Annotated in this window: 9 protein-coding genes and 1 tRNA gene; 5 read left to right on the forward strand and 5 right to left on the reverse strand. The window is 62.7% G+C overall.

Features of this window, described 5'->3' with window-relative positions:
• The first annotated feature begins 131 nt into the window (after window positions 1-131).
• From K1X74_10610 to K1X74_10620, 3 genes are all read left to right on the forward strand, one after another.
• Complete coding sequence (locus K1X74_10610) at window positions 132-698, forward strand: DUF1559 domain-containing protein (GenBank protein MBX7166786.1); 567 nt, start codon at window positions 132-134, stop codon at window positions 696-698.
• A gap of 171 nt (window positions 699-869) precedes the next feature.
• Entirely contained in the window at window positions 870-1,451 is a 582-nt protein-coding gene (locus K1X74_10615) for a hypothetical protein (protein ID MBX7166787.1), read from the forward strand.
• Window positions 1,452-1,608: 157 nt separating this feature from the next.
• Window positions 1,609-3,846, forward strand: coding sequence for a penicillin acylase family protein (locus K1X74_10620; GenBank protein MBX7166788.1), 2,238 nt, complete (start codon window positions 1,609-1,611; stop codon window positions 3,844-3,846).
• Between the two features lie 116 nt (window positions 3,847-3,962).
• Here the strand turns inward: K1X74_10620 and K1X74_10625 are convergent, their stop codons facing one another.
• A complete protein-coding gene (locus tag K1X74_10625) occupies window positions 3,963-8,234 on the reverse strand; it encodes a tandem-95 repeat protein (GenBank protein ID MBX7166789.1) in 4,272 nt (1,423 codons plus the stop codon).
• Window positions 8,235-9,041: 807 nt separating this feature from the next.
• On the opposite strand from K1X74_10625, the gene K1X74_10630 reads away from it, so the two are divergent.
• Window positions 9,042-10,619 (forward strand): B12-binding domain-containing radical SAM protein, encoded by a 1,578-nt coding sequence (locus tag K1X74_10630; GenBank protein MBX7166790.1) that lies wholly within the window; start codon window positions 9,042-9,044, stop codon window positions 10,617-10,619.
• 175 nt (window positions 10,620-10,794) lie between these two features.
• On the opposite strand, the gene K1X74_10635 is transcribed toward K1X74_10630, so the two are convergent.
• From K1X74_10635 to K1X74_10645, 3 genes are all read right to left on the reverse strand, one after another.
• Window positions 10,795-12,339 (reverse strand): ammonium transporter, encoded by a 1,545-nt coding sequence (locus tag K1X74_10635; GenBank protein MBX7166791.1) that lies wholly within the window; start codon window positions 12,337-12,339, stop codon window positions 10,795-10,797.
• Between the two features lie 456 nt (window positions 12,340-12,795).
• A tRNA-Arg gene (locus K1X74_10640) sits at window positions 12,796-12,869 on the reverse strand.
• A 34-nt stretch (window positions 12,870-12,903) separates the two neighbouring features.
• Window positions 12,904-13,446, reverse strand: a complete 543-nt coding sequence (locus tag K1X74_10645; GenBank protein MBX7166792.1) for a hypothetical protein — start codon at window positions 13,444-13,446, stop codon at window positions 12,904-12,906.
• Between the two features lie 424 nt (window positions 13,447-13,870).
• On the opposite strand from K1X74_10645, the gene K1X74_10650 reads away from it, so the two are divergent.
• On the forward strand, window positions 13,871-14,953 hold the full coding sequence (locus tag K1X74_10650; protein ID MBX7166793.1) for an SGNH/GDSL hydrolase family protein: 1,083 nt from the start codon (window positions 13,871-13,873) through the stop codon (window positions 14,951-14,953).
• Here the strand turns inward: K1X74_10650 and K1X74_10655 are convergent.
• Entirely contained in the window at window positions 14,923-15,330 is a 408-nt protein-coding gene (locus K1X74_10655) for a hypothetical protein (protein ID MBX7166794.1), read from the reverse strand. The genes K1X74_10650 and K1X74_10655 overlap by 31 nt on opposite strands.
• Window positions 15,331-15,352 lie beyond the last annotated feature (22 nt).

A 15,352-nucleotide genomic window follows, 5' to 3' on the forward strand; every position in this document is an offset into this window, starting at 1 on the left:
TGGACCTGATTTCGATTGTGCAATTCGGGAAACCGTTGCCGGCACGCCAAATTTACGAAACTCGGCCTCGGTACCGGGGTTAAACCCCATGGGCACGCTGCGCGCCAAGGCCACCGAGGGATCTACTGGTCATGCGATTGCCGAACGACTACCGCACCACGCCAGCCAATGGCCGAACCCCGGGCTTTACGATCATTGAGCTATTGGTCGTGATCGCCATTGTGGGAATTATCCTGGGGCTCTTGATGGTGGCACTCTCCGGTGCCCGCCAGACGAGCCGCAGGGCCCAGTGCCGTTCGCAACTCCGGCAGTTGGGCCTGGCCTTGGACCAATACATCGAGCTCAACGGCGGAGCGGCCGGCGTGTTGCCCTGGGCGGCTAAATTGCCCAGTGTGACGCCCGAGCGTCCAAGCATGGTCAAGCTCCTCGGGCCCTGGATCGAGAACAACCTGGCTGTCTACGAGTGTCCCGACGATCGGTACTACTTCGACCGCGAGGGGCTGAGTTACGAATATCGCGCGGAGTTCCTCGAGGGTCGGACGCGCATCCAGGCCCGTCGCCGCCGCGGCCGCGACGAAGACCTTTTGCCTTCGAGCGAAGTGTTGGTGATGTACGACTTCGAGCCGATCCACGGCGAGCTCGGCACTCCCGCCGCGCGGAACGCGCTGTTTCTCGATTGGCACGTCGAGGGTCTCTAGCCGAACCGACAGCGCAGGCCGAACCGACAGCGCAGGCGGTCGCGAGGCATTTTCGCTAGACCGTGAGAGCCACAAGTGTAAACGTATTTGGGGGGCAGCGAGCGATCGCGGCCCGCGTCCATTCACTGCCGAGCGTGTAAGCTGGCCCACTTCCATCGCAGGAGTCGAACCATGATCAAGCGCGTGCTGCTGGTGTGCTCCTTGATGGTGGCCGCAGGATTGACCTGGTACTTCTTCTTCCGCGAAACGCCCACCGATCGCATCGAGGCGCTCGAGGCGAGGTTGCGCGACAACTCGGAACAGGCGCCCAACCGTGAACAGCGCCGCGAGATTTACGAACAGATCCGCAAGGAGTACGACCAGCTTTCGCCGGCGCAACGCCGGACCATGGCGCTCGAGCGGGAAAAGGACTCGTGGTTCCAGAAGGATATCGACGCCTATTACGCCTTGCCGGTGGAGCAGCGCCCCGCCTATCTCGATAAGCGGATCGACGACATGATGGCCATGCGCGAACGTTGGATGGCACAGCGCGAGGGCGGCAGCGGCGACGGTGGCGGTCGCGAGGGCGGCCGGGGTGATCGCGGTGGTCCGGGCGGCTGGGGTGGCGGCGGATTCCGTACGCCTGAGGAGCGCAATGCCCGGCGGCGCGAAATGCTCGACAATTCCAGCCCTGAAGGTCGCGCCAGACGGCACGGCTATTTCCAGGACCTCCGCGCGCGGATGAACGAACGCGGAATGGGCTTCGGCCGCTAGCCGCTCCTTTTCTGACCGTGCTTGCTGCGGCCATGCCTTTTCCGGCCCTGGCCGGTGGTCCGCAGCCCGGGGGCTGACTCGCTACGCCGGGCGGACTACGATGGGCGTTTTCGTCCGGGGCGGTTCTGTTGTCTTGGTGGAAAGTGAGCCTGTTGTGATGCGCCGATGGCTATGGTCGGGTGCGATGGCGTTGCTTTGCTCGTTGGCTTTCTCGGGCCGGGCCGCGGCCGATAACGACCCGCTGAGCGTGGATCCCGCTCAGTTGGCCGCCCAGGTCGTCGTCTATCGCGATCCTTACGGCGTACCGCACATCGACGCCAAGAACGACGAGGCGGCGATGTTCGCCTTCGCCTATTGCCAGGCCGAGGATTATCTCTGGCAGATCGAGGATTCCTATGTCATGGGGCTGGGACGCTTTGCCGAGCTGTATGGCAAGAAGGTCCTCGAAAAGGACATCACCAACCGGGCGTTCGAGATTCCGCAACGTTCGCAGGCCGATTTCAAGCAGCTCGATGCCAAGTCACAACGCTACTGCGTGGCGTTCACCGCCGGGTTGAATTACTACCTCGCCAAACATCCGCAAGTGAAGCTGCGGCTGCTGGAGCGATTCGAGCCGTGGTACATGCTGGCCTTCGGTCGTGCGGCGATGATCGAGCTGGGCGGCGGGCATTTGCACACCAGCCGCGAAGTGCCGGAGTCGTATGCCGACGCCACGGAGCGTCAACTGCAATCGGAACTCAAGGTGGCCATCGGCAGCAATGCCTGGGCCATCGGCCCCCAGAAGACCAAAGACGGACACGCGATGCTGTTCGTCAACCCGCATCAGCCCTATTACGGCTTCGGTCAGTTCTACGAAGGGCACATCCGCAGCGGCGACGGTTGGAATTTCATCGGGGCCACGTTTTTCGGCAGCCCCGTGCCGACCTTGGGGCATAACGAACATTGCGGCTGGGCCTTTACGGTGAACGAGCCGGATATCGGCAGCGCGTGGATCGAGACGTTTGACGACCCCAAGGAGCCGCTCAACTATCGCTATGGCGACGGCTATCGCAAGGCGGTCGAATGGACCGACACGATCAAGGTCAAGAAGGGCCGCGGCTTCGAGGAAGTCAAGCGGACCTTCCGCAAGACGCATCATGGCCCGATTCTGCGCCGTCACGGCCAGAATCAATTTGTCGCGGCGATGCTCGGCAAGCTGTACGACGCGCTGCTCTCGCGCCAGAGCATCGAAATGCTCAAGGCGAAGAATCTGCAGGATTTCCGCCGCGCGATGAACATGATCGAACTGCCGATCTTCAATACGGTGTACGCCGACGTCGAGGGAAATATCTATTACGTTTACAACGGCATCATTCCCCGGCGCGATCCGTCGTTCGATTGGAGCAAGCCGGTCGACGGCAGCGATCCCCGCACCGAATGGCAGGGCTACCATTCGCTCGACGATTTGCCCCAGATGCTCAATCCTCCGTCGGGCTACATCCAGAGCTGCAACTCGACTCCGTTCACCACCTCGGACGACGGTAACCCGGCGATGGGTGACTTCCCGGAATACATGGTGACCGACAAGCATGACGACAAGCGCAGGGCCAAGGTCTCGCGCTACCTGCTGCGCGACGTCCAGAATGCCACGTTCGACGACTGGCTGAAGCTGATCTTCGATACGACGATCTACTGGGCGCGTACCGAATTGCCGGTGTATGGCCGCAAGCTCGAAACGCTCAAGGAGACCAACCCGGACCTGGCCGCTAAGGCCGAGCCGTACTTGAAGCACTTGCTCGATTGGGACGGCCGTGGCGACATCACCTCGACCCAGACGACGCTGTGCATGGCCTGGTACGAAGAGCTCTACGGCTTCGGCTACCCGGCCGAAACGCTCAAGCGCGAATTCGTCGGCAATCCGGCCGGGCAGTTCGAGGCCCTGATTACGGCGGCCCGCAAACTGCAAGACACCTTCGGCGATTGGAAAGTGGCTTGGGGCGACGTCAACCGCCTGCAACGGCACGCGAACGTGTCGGACTTCTTCTTGATTCCGTTCAGCGACAATTTGCCGAGCATTCCCAGCGCCGGCCTGCACGGCCCGCCGGGCGTGGCGTTCACGATGTATTTCACGCCGACGGTCTACGTGCCGCCGCTGAAGATCATGAAGAAGCACTACGCCGTGGTGGGCACCAGCTACATCTCGGCGGTCGAATTCGCCCCGAAGGTGAAGAGCCAGACGCTGGTTCAGTACGGCGTGAGCAGCGATCCGAAGTCGCCGCACTTTTTCGACCAGGCCAAGCTGCTCTCGGAACGCAAGCTGAAGCCGAGCTATTTCGATTGGGAAGAAGCCAAGGCCCACGCCGAACGGACCTACCATCCGGGCGAAGAAGTGAACCTCGAGACGGCGGGCAAATAGCCGTCCGCATCGCCGCGCTGCCTGGCACGCGATGGGCGATGTTGGACACGAGCGCAATCAGCTGCCCCCGGCGATTCCAGGCGAATTGCCGGGGGCTTTTGCGTTGAGTCGCCGTGCTATCGCCGGGCGAAGATTCGTTCGACGGCGCCCACAGTCGGCAGCCGGCGGACTCCGGGCAGGATGCGGTCGGCCATGATGTCGTCGGCCAGGGGGCCCAGGTCGTCGAGCCCGGCAACGTGACCCAACTCGTGGGCCAGCACCGAGAGCAAGTCGAGCTTGCCGCTGGCCCAGGGCGAGTTGGCCGCAAGCCCGGCGGCCGTCGCGAGGAATTCTTCGTCGGCACCCGGCGTCGAATCGACGAACCAACCGTGGCCCGCCGCGTTGAGGTCGATGTAGATGCGGTCGCCGACGGTGCGCGCCAGTTGCGTGCCCGGCAGGTCGGCGATCTGTAACGAGACGTTGCCGAACTTCGACGCCACGGTGGGGCTGATCCCGGCGGCCGCCCATCGGGCCACGGCCTCGCTGATGATCGCCGGCACTTCGGCCGCGGTCAGCGTCGGGGCCCATTCGGCCTTGACCACCTTGGTGTCGAGCGAGTTGCCGCCGGCCTCGACCACCGCCTGCCAATGGCCGATCACGGGCTGCCAGCCCGGGGCGCCATAGGCAAAGACGGGCACGTCGCTGCCACCCCAGGTGTTCGCATTGCGCAGGTAGAACTGGGCCGTATTCGGGTTGAACACGCCGATGGTGTCGAAGCCGTCGCCGTTGAAATCGCCCGAGACGGGCATCCACCCCGGGGCACCGAAGGCGAACGCTGGCGTGTCGAGGCCGCCGGCATCGTTCGAATTGCGGATATAAAACACGGCCGTCCGCGGATCGTAGACGCCGATCGTATCGACCTGATCGTTGTTCCAGTCGCCCACGACCGGAACAAAACCCGGGGCACCAAAGCGGAACGCCGCGACGTCGGTCAAGCCACTGTCGTTCGAATTGCGTAGATAGAAGCTCGCGGTGGTCGGGTCGTAGACGCCGACGGTGTCGATTCCGTCGCCGTCCCAGTCGCCGGCCAAAGGCACCCAGCCCGACGCACCGTAGTTGAATGCCGGCACGTCGGCCACGCCGCGCTCGTTGGCGTTGCGCAGGTAGAACGTCGCCGTGGCCGAGTGGTACAGGCCCACGGTCTCGCTGCCGTCGCCGTCCCAGTCGCCGGAGATGGCAACCCAGCCCGGCTGGCCATAGTTGAACGGCGCGATATCGGGCCAACCCGGCGTCGCGGTGTCGCGCAGGAAGAACGTGGCCGTCTGCGGATTGAATACGCCGATCGCGTCGAGCGATTTCGGCGTCGGCAGGACGACGGGTGTGGTCGTCAATTGCACGTCGACATCGGGATTCGATCCTTCGACGCGCACCAGCACGGCCTGGCCTGGCTGCCCTTGGTAGCTGACCGCCGCGCGGCCAGGAGTGTTCGAGGTGGCCAGCCGCTGCAGAGCGGCGTTGTAGACCGAGATGGTCGCGCCCCCCAAGGCGGGGTTCGACGTGGCGACGGCGTTCAACGTGCCGCCTACGCCACCGTCGAACGAATACCAAACGTCGCCCGCGGCCGTGTTGAGATTCTGGAAGCCGCCGCCACCGTTCAATTGCATGACGCCGAAGGCATCCGTGGCCAGGAAGAAGCGATCGGTCTGGTAGGCGGTGAGGAATTCGACGCGAATGCCCCGCTCGCCAAACGTGAAATTGTTCGCCGCAACTCCGGCGGGCACGTAGATGTCGAACCGGTCGTTGGTCGGTGAAAACTTCGGGAAGCCGGGGTCCGGCGCGCCGACCAGCACGCCCAAGGCGTCGAGTCCGTCGACCCAGGCCGCGGGCTGCGTTTCCACGATCGAGTACACGCCGGCCGGCATCAAGACCGACAGGTCGCCCGGCTCGCTCAGGGCGTAGTTGCCGTTGTCGTCCGTGAGCAGCGTCTGATCCAAGGCTACATCGGCGTTGTGCACCGTCACCGCGACATTCGGAATGCCCGGCTCGCCCGGGTTGCGGACGCCGTCGCCGTTGGCGTCGTGGAACACGCTGCCTTGGATCGAAACGGCATTGCCGACGCGCACGCGCGCCGTGGCGATGTTCGAAAGGTTGTTGTTCGTGTCGCGCAGCCGGTACTGGATCGCTTCGCCGCCGACATAGTTCGGGTCGGGCGTGTAGACGATGTTGCCGGCGACGATCTGTACCGAGCCGTGCTTGGCGCCGGCCACGATGATCACCTGCGCCGTGGCGATCGGATTGTCTGGGTCGGTGTCGTTGGCGCGGACATTGATGGCCACCGGTGCATTGACCGGCGTAATCGCGACGTCGTCGAGGGCAAACGGCGGATCGTTCACGCCGTAGACCTGAATGCTCACGTTCGCGGCATTCGAGACCGCGCCGCGCTTGTCGGACACAACGTATTGGAACGAATCGGCTCCCGAGTAATTCGGGCTGGGTGTGTAGCTCACTCGACCCGTCGCCGGATCGACGACCGCGGTGCCGAATTGCGGCTGCACGGTGATCACGACCGACTGCGGGAGCAGGTTGCCGTTGGTGTCGGTGTCGTTGGCCACGACGTTGATGACAATCGTCGTGTCTTCGAGCAGGAAGGCGTTGTCAGGATTGGCCACCGGCGGCTCGTTAGGATCGAGCAGCGTCAACGCGGCCACCGCATCGAGCAAACCGGCTCCCGTGTCGAAATCGAAGCCCGGGGTGCCCATGTCGATGGCCGTGGCGCGGAAGCCGGCGTAGATCTCTTGCGGCGTGGCGTTTGGCGCAAACTGCCGGACCAACGCGGCCAGGGCCGCAGCGTGTGGCGCAGCGGCCGAAGTGCCGAAAAAGTTCGGAAAACCGTTGAAGTCGGCGTCGAAACCGAAAAAGGTCGTATCGGTCCCGTCGACGGCCGTGAAGTCGGGCTTGTTGCGCACCTCGTTGATCGGATCGCCCGTCGGCGTAAAGAAGATCGGCGTGCCACCGGCCGAAGAAAACGACTCGAGCTCCGGCGGTGAGGTGCCGAATGCAGGCGTGTCGACATACCAGGCGGCGCCCACGCCGGCCGCGCCTGCGGCGTTCGGGTGCCCAAACAGCGTGCTGCTGTTGGTGAAGTACTCGTTGATGACCGGATTGCCGTTCCAGAGCAGGTACTTCAAATGGCCGGGCACGGGCCCGCCGTTGCTGGTGATGATGATGTTGAACGAGCTCGCGTCCGTGTCGTTGACGAAGACGACGAACTCGAAGGCATCGTTGCCGATGTTCTGGTTGACACCCGAGGCAAGGATGGTCGTCCCGGCGGCGTCCATAATGAAGAAATCGACGTTGTTCGTCGCGCCGCCGACCGTACCCGCCGAAGCGAACGGTGAATCCCATTGGAAAGCGAAGACCGCGAAGCTGCCGATGGGCACGGTAAACTGCTGCATCGTGTCGACGCCCGGACCGGGATCGAAATCGTGCGCGAGCCCGACGTCCTGGCCGCCGAGATTGATAGTCTGGCCCGAATTGCGGAAATCGCTTTCGTACGAGTCGCGAGCGCTATTGCCGGCCGACGAGAAGTACGGCACGCCTTGGGCGGCCACCTGGTCGACGGCCTGCGCTACGATCCCGTCCTGAAAAAACGGCTCGGTCGCATAGCCGACGTCGTCTACGATCACGTCGGCACCGGCGGCCGCGAGATCGAGAATGCCCTGGGCAAAATTTGCTTCAGAGATGAACGCCGTGTGAAACAACAACCCCGCGCCGGGCGCGAGATCGTGGACCAGTTCCAACATCGCGCGGCCTTCATCCGAACCGGACGCCAGGTCCTGGAGCACCTGCACGCCGGCGGGCAAGTCGCCCGTGGCTACGCCGGACGCCGCGCCGCCCAGGGCGTTGTAGGTGTCGGACAGCACACCCACGTCGATGCCCGTACCATCGACGCCGAACAGGGCTCGGGCTTGGTCGACCTGCATGGCCACGTCGGCCTGCGAAGTGACTGCGCCAACGCTGGTGCGGGCATGCGACATCCGTACCGTACGCATCGATGCCAGGTCGGCGATCGACGCCAGGGCATCGACCGGCAACTGCCCGCCGACGACCTGGCCAAAGGCCGCGCCGTTGATCAACCCGGCGTTCGTCAGGTCCTGTAACAGTTGATTGGAGTTACCCGAGGCGATCGCCGAAACGCTGACATAGCCTCCATAGAGGGGTACCTCGGGCGTGCTGGTCTGGAAGGCGGATCTTTCCGCGGTGGGGTGGGCCGTTGCGAAGGCCGCGTATTGCGAGGCCAGATCGTAGAGTTCAAAGCTCAGCTTCGTCTGGTCGCGGACCGCCAGGTAGTCGAGCGTCTTCTGCTGGGCCGAGGCGTTGAGGATGTCGGGATAGGGGATGAAAAACATCCACCGGGTTTCAAGTCGTTCAAGACGCGGGCCACCGAAGCGGCGGTTGCGACGTCGATGCGGATCTGGCCGAAGCCCCATGTGCCGTACCTCGATGCAGCGAAAAAAATCGATCTTGGTCCCGTACCTACGAAAAATCCCCGAAAATTGGGACCAGCAGCAATTCTGATTGGACCCTCCAACGCCGTCAAATTAGGAGGGTCCCGAAGACAATTCGGGCCTGGAAGGCGGCAATCTTCCCGACTCCGGGCGGGCCTGGCGATGGCGACAGTAGCCGACACGGTCCGAAAGAGGGGAAGCACCACCCAGAGTGACCGCGCTCCTCACATTCATCCATCGCTAACGCAATCCAACTCGATCGACCCGGTGGTGGGGCTCACCGCGATCTTCGACCGTTCGGCGATGACGGTCACCTAGCCGGGGCGACCCTGATTTCGCCGCGAAGATAGGGCTAGCCGTTTAGCGGTGTCGGGAAAAAATCTGCGGTCTTGCCGGATTTTTCTTGTAGTTAATGCCAGCGATCGGGTAGTATTCCCCACGTTTGGGTGAGCAAGGCCTTGTTCCAACGCGCCTCGGCCGGCGTGAAGGACGTAGGGGAGGCTTGCTACCGCAAACGATTAAAGGTGGGGAATTCAATTCCTCGCGCCCGTTGGTTCGGGAGCGAGTCGTTGACGTGCGCGCTCGGATTGATTGACTGGTTGCCAGTCGACCGTCTGCGAGATTCACCGCCAGTGAAGCTCGCAGCGCCGCGTCGAAATTGATGCCCCCGCCGAACAACATTGGCTTCGGCAATTGGGGGCTCGATCGATGCTTGATCGTGCGCCGATCCGTGTCTTGTTGGTTAAGTGCTACCGTCCGACGACTTCCGACATTGTTTCCCCTCCTTTGGGGCTACTCTACCTGGCCGCCTCATTGCGGCGGCAATTCGGCGACGACGTTAAAATTCGCGTCGTCGATCGTGGATTGTCCCGGGCGCGTTGGGACACAGCGGCCGCACTGGCCGAGGATTTCCAGCCCGACGTCGTAGGCTTCTCGGCGTTGAATTGGGACGCCGAGGAATGCTGCCGATCGGCCCTGGAAATTCGCCGGGCCTGTCCCCAGGCGATTCTGGCCCTCGGCGGACCTTTCGCGCACTCGAATGCGAATCGCATCTGCGCGTTGAACCTGTTTGATTGGATCTTCGACGGCGAAGCCGACCTGTCGTTTCCGCTGGCGATCGAGCGCAGGTTTCGAGGTGACGGCAGCTTGGACGACGTCGTCGGCCTGACGTGGCGCATGGCCGAGGGCTATTGTAACAACGCCGAGGCGGCGGCCGTCGGGAAACCGATGGTTGGCGTTGTCGAGGATCTCGACACCCTGCCGTTTCCAGCGTGGGATCTGGTCGATTTCGCGGCGTATGCGCGCGAAACGCCGATCAATCACATGCTCAGAGGCAAGCGTTACGCCCCGGTGTTCACATCGCGCGGCTGTCCCTTCCTGTGCACTTATTGCCATGACATTTTTGGCAAGCGTTTCCGGTGGCGATCGCCGGAAAACGTCGCCGCCGAGGCCCGGTTGCTGCGTGAAAAATACGGCGTCGACGAGTTGGCCATCGTCGACGACATCTTCAACATGAATTCGGCGCGGATGAAAGCCGTGTGCCGCGAGTTGGTTCCGCTGGATTTGCACCTGTGCTTCCCGAATGGCCTGCGGTTCGACATTCTCGATGAAGAGGGCGTCGAGGCGTTGGTCGAGGCCGGGACTTATGCTGCGTGCGTAGCTGTCGAAACGGTCACGCCGCGCTTGCAAGAGCTCATCAAGAAACGCCTGCACCCGGAACGGACGATGCAAGCGATCGGCTGGATGGCCGAGCGTGGCGTGATGGTGCGCGGGTTTTTCATGATCGGGTTTCCCACGGAAACGCGGGAAGAGATCGACGCCACGATCGATTTTGCCTGCCGGTCTCAACTGTCGCAGGCCATTTTCTTCAAAGTCTGCCCGCAGCCAGGCACGCCGATCTTTGAGCTTGCCAAGCAAATTGCGCCCGATGCCCTCGAGGACCAGCACACGCAGGAATACGGCTCGTCACACAGTTGGTATGCCGCGGCCTACGGCGTGAACCTGGCCAAGATTCAACGCGCCGCTTTTCTGCGGTTCTACTTCGCGACGCCGCGGCGGGTATGGCGGCTCTTCTGGGGGCTGTCAATTCGCCAGCGCATACGCCAGTTCAGCGTGTTTTTGCGCCTCTTGCACACCGGGCGCGGCGAAGACGTCGCGGCCTTGCCCGAAGCACTGCAGCCGTTGGGCTCCGTGAGTGCGCCCGATCCGCAGCCGGTGACCAGCGCCGTACTGCTCCATGGGCGGCGGCGTGCTGCGGTCCCGGGCATCGTCGCCAACATCGCGTAGTGCGGTTGGTGCCGGGTGCGCGCTTGCGCTCTTCCCGAGTGGCAGAGGAATAAAAATGCCCTCGGGACTTGGATTAGCCGCAGGCGGTACGACAATCCAAGCCCGAGGGCATCCTTCTGGGCGTAAGGAGTGCACGGCCCGTTACCTGGGTGGCATCGGTCCGTGCCCGCAAGCTTTAGGTGGCCATGGCCTGACCGCCGGCAGGAGCGACTGCGGCACCAGGGGCGAACATCGAACCACCGGTTACGGGGCTCACTGAAGTGGTTTCCGAGTTGGCGATCCAGCCTGGCGGATAGGCCGACATCCCGTGTTCGTGCAGGTCGAGGCCTTCGATCTGCTCCAGATCGCTGACGCGCAATCCAAGCGTGGCCTTGATCAGCAGGAAGATGGCACCGCTGACGCTGAACGACCAGACGAACGCGGCACCACAGCCGATCAATTGGGTGACGAGCAGGTCGACGCCTCCGCCGTGTACCAGCCCAATCTCCTTGGCAAACAGTCCGACGCAGATCGTGCCGAAGCAACCGCAGACCCCGTGAACGGAGATGGCACCCACGGGATCATCGATGCGAATCTTGTCGAAGAACACGCACGCGCCGACAACCAACACGCCCGCGAGGAAGCCGGTCAAGAGCGCGTAGGGCACCGGGATGATGTCGCAGCCCGCAGTGATGGCCACGAGGCCCGCGAGCGTTCCGTTGAGCGTGAACGAGACGTCAGGCTTTTTGAAGGCGATCCACGACGCGAGCATGGCGCCAATGGCGCCTCCGGCGGCGGCGATATTCGTCGTGACGGCGATGAAGGCGAAGTTTCCGTTCCCGACGGCCGTGGTGCTGCCCGGATTGAAGCCGAACCACCCCAGCCAGAGGATGAACACGCCAATCGCGCCCAGCGGAATACTGTGACCGGGAATCGGCATGGCTTTGCCATTGACGAACTTGCCGATCCGAGGACCGACGACGAGCGCACCGGCTAGTGCGGCCCAGCCGCCGATCGAATGCACCACGGTCGAGCCGGCGAAATCGTGGAAGCCGCGTTCAGCCAGCCATCCTCCGCCCTGCCACAGGTTGCCCCACGCCCACGAGCCGAAGACCGGGTACACGATCGCGGTGATGAAGACGGTGTAGATCAAGTAGCTGGAGAACTTCGTGCGTTCGGCCATGGCGCCGCTGACGATCGTCGCGGCCGTGGCACAAAACACCGTTTGGAAGATCAGGAACGCCCAGCCAAACGAGACCTTGTCCGGCGAGGCAACTTCGGGATCGAAGAAGAAGTTGTTGGTGCCGACCAGATTGTGATACGTCGCGCCGAACATCAGGCCGAAGCCGACGATCCAGAAAGCGACGCTGCCCAGGCAGAAATCCAGCAGGTTCTTCATCAGGATGTTGCAGGTGTTCTTCGCACGCGTGAAGCCTGCTTCGACCGTGGCGAAACCAGCCTGCATGAAGAACACGAGGAACGCCGCGATACACGTCCAGAGAGTATCGGCGTCGGCATAGACGGTCGAAGTGACGGTGCCGGCGTCGTCGGTCTTGAGCGACGCATCCTTCAACGCCGCGAGTTTCTCATCGACCGACATCGCGTCCCATGTTTTTGCAGCTTCGGCCGCTTCCTCGGGCGCGGTCTCTGCGGGCGGCGCTTCGACCGGCGCAGCAGCTTCCGCCGGGGGGGCGGCCTCCTGTGCCCGCACGAGCGCCGGTAAGTAAACGAGGGCTCCCAGTAGAACGCTGCATCGCAGCAAGCCTGCACAGAAGGATCTCACGGTGATATCGCCTTTTGCACGAGTGCACGCGCCGCCACCTCTGCACGCTGCGAGGGAAGGATGGGACTCGCCCGGCGGAGCGTCTTCGCCAGCGCAGGCAATGACCGTGCCACATGCCAGCACCGCCCCATTCGGACGCGCGGCGGAGGATGGCAAAGCCAAGTCGTGCTTTGTCCTTAAGAATTGTTCAAGGAATTCGGTCGGTACCCGGAAAGTATGGGTTTGCCCAGCATTTGGGCAGGGAGTTGACCTGTTCCTGCGCAACGGAATTCTCAGAGAAATCCGCACTTCGCCACCCCTAGGCCGAACGTGCCGCTATGTCTGCGGCGGACCTAGCGCAGCGACCGCGGCGGGATGAACCTGCGGTCGGGAGATCGCACTTGAGAATGCCCGCAGGTTGAAGGGGTTGCCAAGCACGCCCGGCAGGAATCGAACCTGCAACCTGCGGATTAGAAGTCCGCTGCTCTATCCGATTGAGCTACGGGCGCATCTGTCTATTCTGACTAGTTTCTCGCCGATCTCCTACTGGCTGGCTTGCTCGACCTGGTTGGCCTGCTGAACCTGGGCGAGTTGCGTGTAAAAGCGCTCCCAGTCGTGGGCGTCGGGAGGGTCTTGTTGTTTGAGCAGTGCGGCGAACTCGGCGGCTTCGGCAGCCGTGATCGATTCGCGCGGGACAAATCTGACGCCTGCTGGCGGCTGGTCGAAGGCAATCCGCAGGCATTGGTCGATAGGCAGCTCCAGCCCCAGGTCGGGATGCTCTCGCTCGGGATGCGATTGGTTGAACGGCGGCAACGGGAACGTGTGCTGCACGGACTGACCAAACTCCGACAGCCATGCCAGGGCCCGCAACTCGGGCAAAACCGTGCGCCACCGCAGCGTCCATTCCGCCGCCGCGGGCAAGTTCGAGGAGATCACCAGTGTCGTGGCCGCCGCGACGTCGGCATCGGTCTCCTGGTCGGTTGAAACGATCTGCACATGCGGCAAGCCGGCCGGAAACTCCAAGACCCTCAGCGCCGAGAGCGGATAGAACACCGGTTGAAAGTACGGCGGGACCGCCAGTGGCAATTCCGGCACTCGAATTATGCTGTCGTGCCGTCGGCGCGTGAAGCAGGCCTTTCGCGTACATGATTACAACAGCCGTACTGGCGAGGCTGTGCGGTTCCCTACGCGCCGCGTCGCGAGTAAATCAGTCTGATCGTCGTCGTGCTCGATCGCTTGAGTGTACATCGCCCGGTGGTGAAGCGACTGCAGGCCCGTCGAGCTGGACCAGGGGTAGAATCGGGCCGCTGCTTCTGCTGGCAGAAGCAGCCATCCGGCGGCTCACCTTAAGCCGGGGGGAATTGCCAACCCCCAAGATGCCCGCGTGCGACGTCGATTCGTTGCGGTCGACCTCTCAGCCAACCGAGTAGATCGAGTTCGCGGCCATGCGCTAGAATCGCGTATGTGAAGGCAAGTTTAACCTCTAGACAGTTCGGATGGCGGTCGACTCATGCGCAGGATTCGCTCGCGGCTGCTTTTGAGCATGGTCACCCTGATATCCGCCTTCTTGGTGCTGGAAGCGGGCCTTCGTCTGTATGCAAGGTGGATCAATGCCTTGACGGTGGTGCAACTCGACCCGCAGCTTGGCTGGCGGTTGATTCCTCAAGCTCGCCGACACGTTGACAGCGAAACCGAGCCCTACGACATAGCTATCAATTCAGCGGGATGGCGCGATGGCGAGTTCTCGACCGAAAAGCCGCGAGGAGTCTATCGCATCCTGCTGTTGGGCGACTCGTTTCTATTTGCGACGGGGGGCGTCGATTACGGTTTACGCTATTCGGAGATTCTTGAACAGCGTCTTCCGAGTCTAGAGGCACTGAACTTCGGCGTGCCCGGCTTTGATCTGGCGCAAGAGTACCTGTTGCTTGAGCGCGAGGGCCTCAATTACGATCCCGATCTCGTTGTCGTCTGTCTCTACTGGAACGACGATCTGGAGTCTTTTCTCGGCTATCACCCGAAAATGGCCCATGCCAAGCCGTGCTTGCGGAGGGAAGGCGGTGAGTTGGTCATCCGTCCCCCCGCGCATAGCCTGTTTGCGCGAGCCGTGGAGTCGAGTGCTGCGATTTCGTGGGTCGAGCGGCGTCTGGCTACGCTTACTGCCAAACGCGACGCACTTCCAGAGCGAGACATCCCCGACGAAGAACGCGCGTTCTGCTTCCGACAGATCTTTCGTCGATTTGTTCAAGGATCGCTGCTCGAAGGCGCCGACCTTGCCGTGACCTATTTGCCTCATCCGTGGGACGCAAACGCGCAACCAAACCTAATGCAGGTCTCGGTCCGCGACTCGGCCAAGGAACTTGGATTTGTTTGGGTCGACTTGACACCGCGGTTGGGCCCCGGCAACGCCAAAGAGCCCTATTTCTTCGCCGTGAACGGGCATCTAAATCGCCGGGGCCACGAGGTCGTAGCAGCCGAGCTGCAAGCGATGATCAAATCGTTACCTTCCTGGAGCCGTTTTCAAAGCCAGACAGCAAACTCAGGTCTAGATGTTCAGCCGAAGGCCTATGGTGTTGTCTCCACTTCGCAACCCTGACGGCGCTGCGAAGACCAATGCAGGATCACGCCCGCGAACGTGACGATCATGGCCGGCGCCGTCCAGGGGCGTCGCCCGAGGCCGCACGACCAGGGTTCAAGACAAAAGGCCGTCAACAGCAGCAACGGGGCGGCCAGCAAGGCCGCGCTGCCCACCTTTTGCCACATGCCCCGACGGCCCGAAGCGGGCTGCAGATACAACCCCAAGGTGACATTGATCAAGCCGACGAGGAGCAGATAGACGTGATCTGAACGCAGCAGCAGGCGAACGACGTCGGGCTGCGAATCGATGCCACCCAGGCCGAATCGCAGGTACAGACCCGTGGCAAGAAATGCCACGACCGACAAGAGGCCCACGAAATGATGTGCGCGACGCATGCCACCGTGGACAGTCCGAGTC

This window comes from Pirellulales bacterium (assembly GCA_019694435.1).
GTDB lineage: Bacteria > Planctomycetota > Planctomycetia > Pirellulales > JAEUIK01 > JAIBBZ01.

Bases quoted from the DNA above. Each gene is read 5' to 3' on its own strand.
- K1X74_10610 (MBX7166786.1), top strand. From the start codon at position 132: ATGCGATTGCCGAACGACTACCGCACCACGCCAGCCAATGGCCGAACC.
- K1X74_10615 (MBX7166787.1), top strand. From the start codon at position 870: ATGATCAAGCGCGTGCTGCTGGTGTGCTCCTTGATGGTGGCCGCAGGA.
- K1X74_10620 (MBX7166788.1), top strand. From the start codon at position 1,609: ATGCGCCGATGGCTATGGTCGGGTGCGATGGCGTTGCTTTGCTCGTTG.
- K1X74_10625 (MBX7166789.1), bottom strand. From the start codon at position 8,234: ATGTTTTTCATCCCCTATCCCGACATCCTCAACGCCTCGGCCCAGCAG.
- K1X74_10630 (MBX7166790.1), top strand. From the start codon at position 9,042: ATGCTTGATCGTGCGCCGATCCGTGTCTTGTTGGTTAAGTGCTACCGT.
- K1X74_10650 (MBX7166793.1), top strand. From the start codon at position 13,871: ATGCGCAGGATTCGCTCGCGGCTGCTTTTGAGCATGGTCACCCTGATA.
- K1X74_10655 (MBX7166794.1), bottom strand. From the start codon at position 15,330: ATGCGTCGCGCACATCATTTCGTGGGCCTCTTGTCGGTCGTGGCATTT.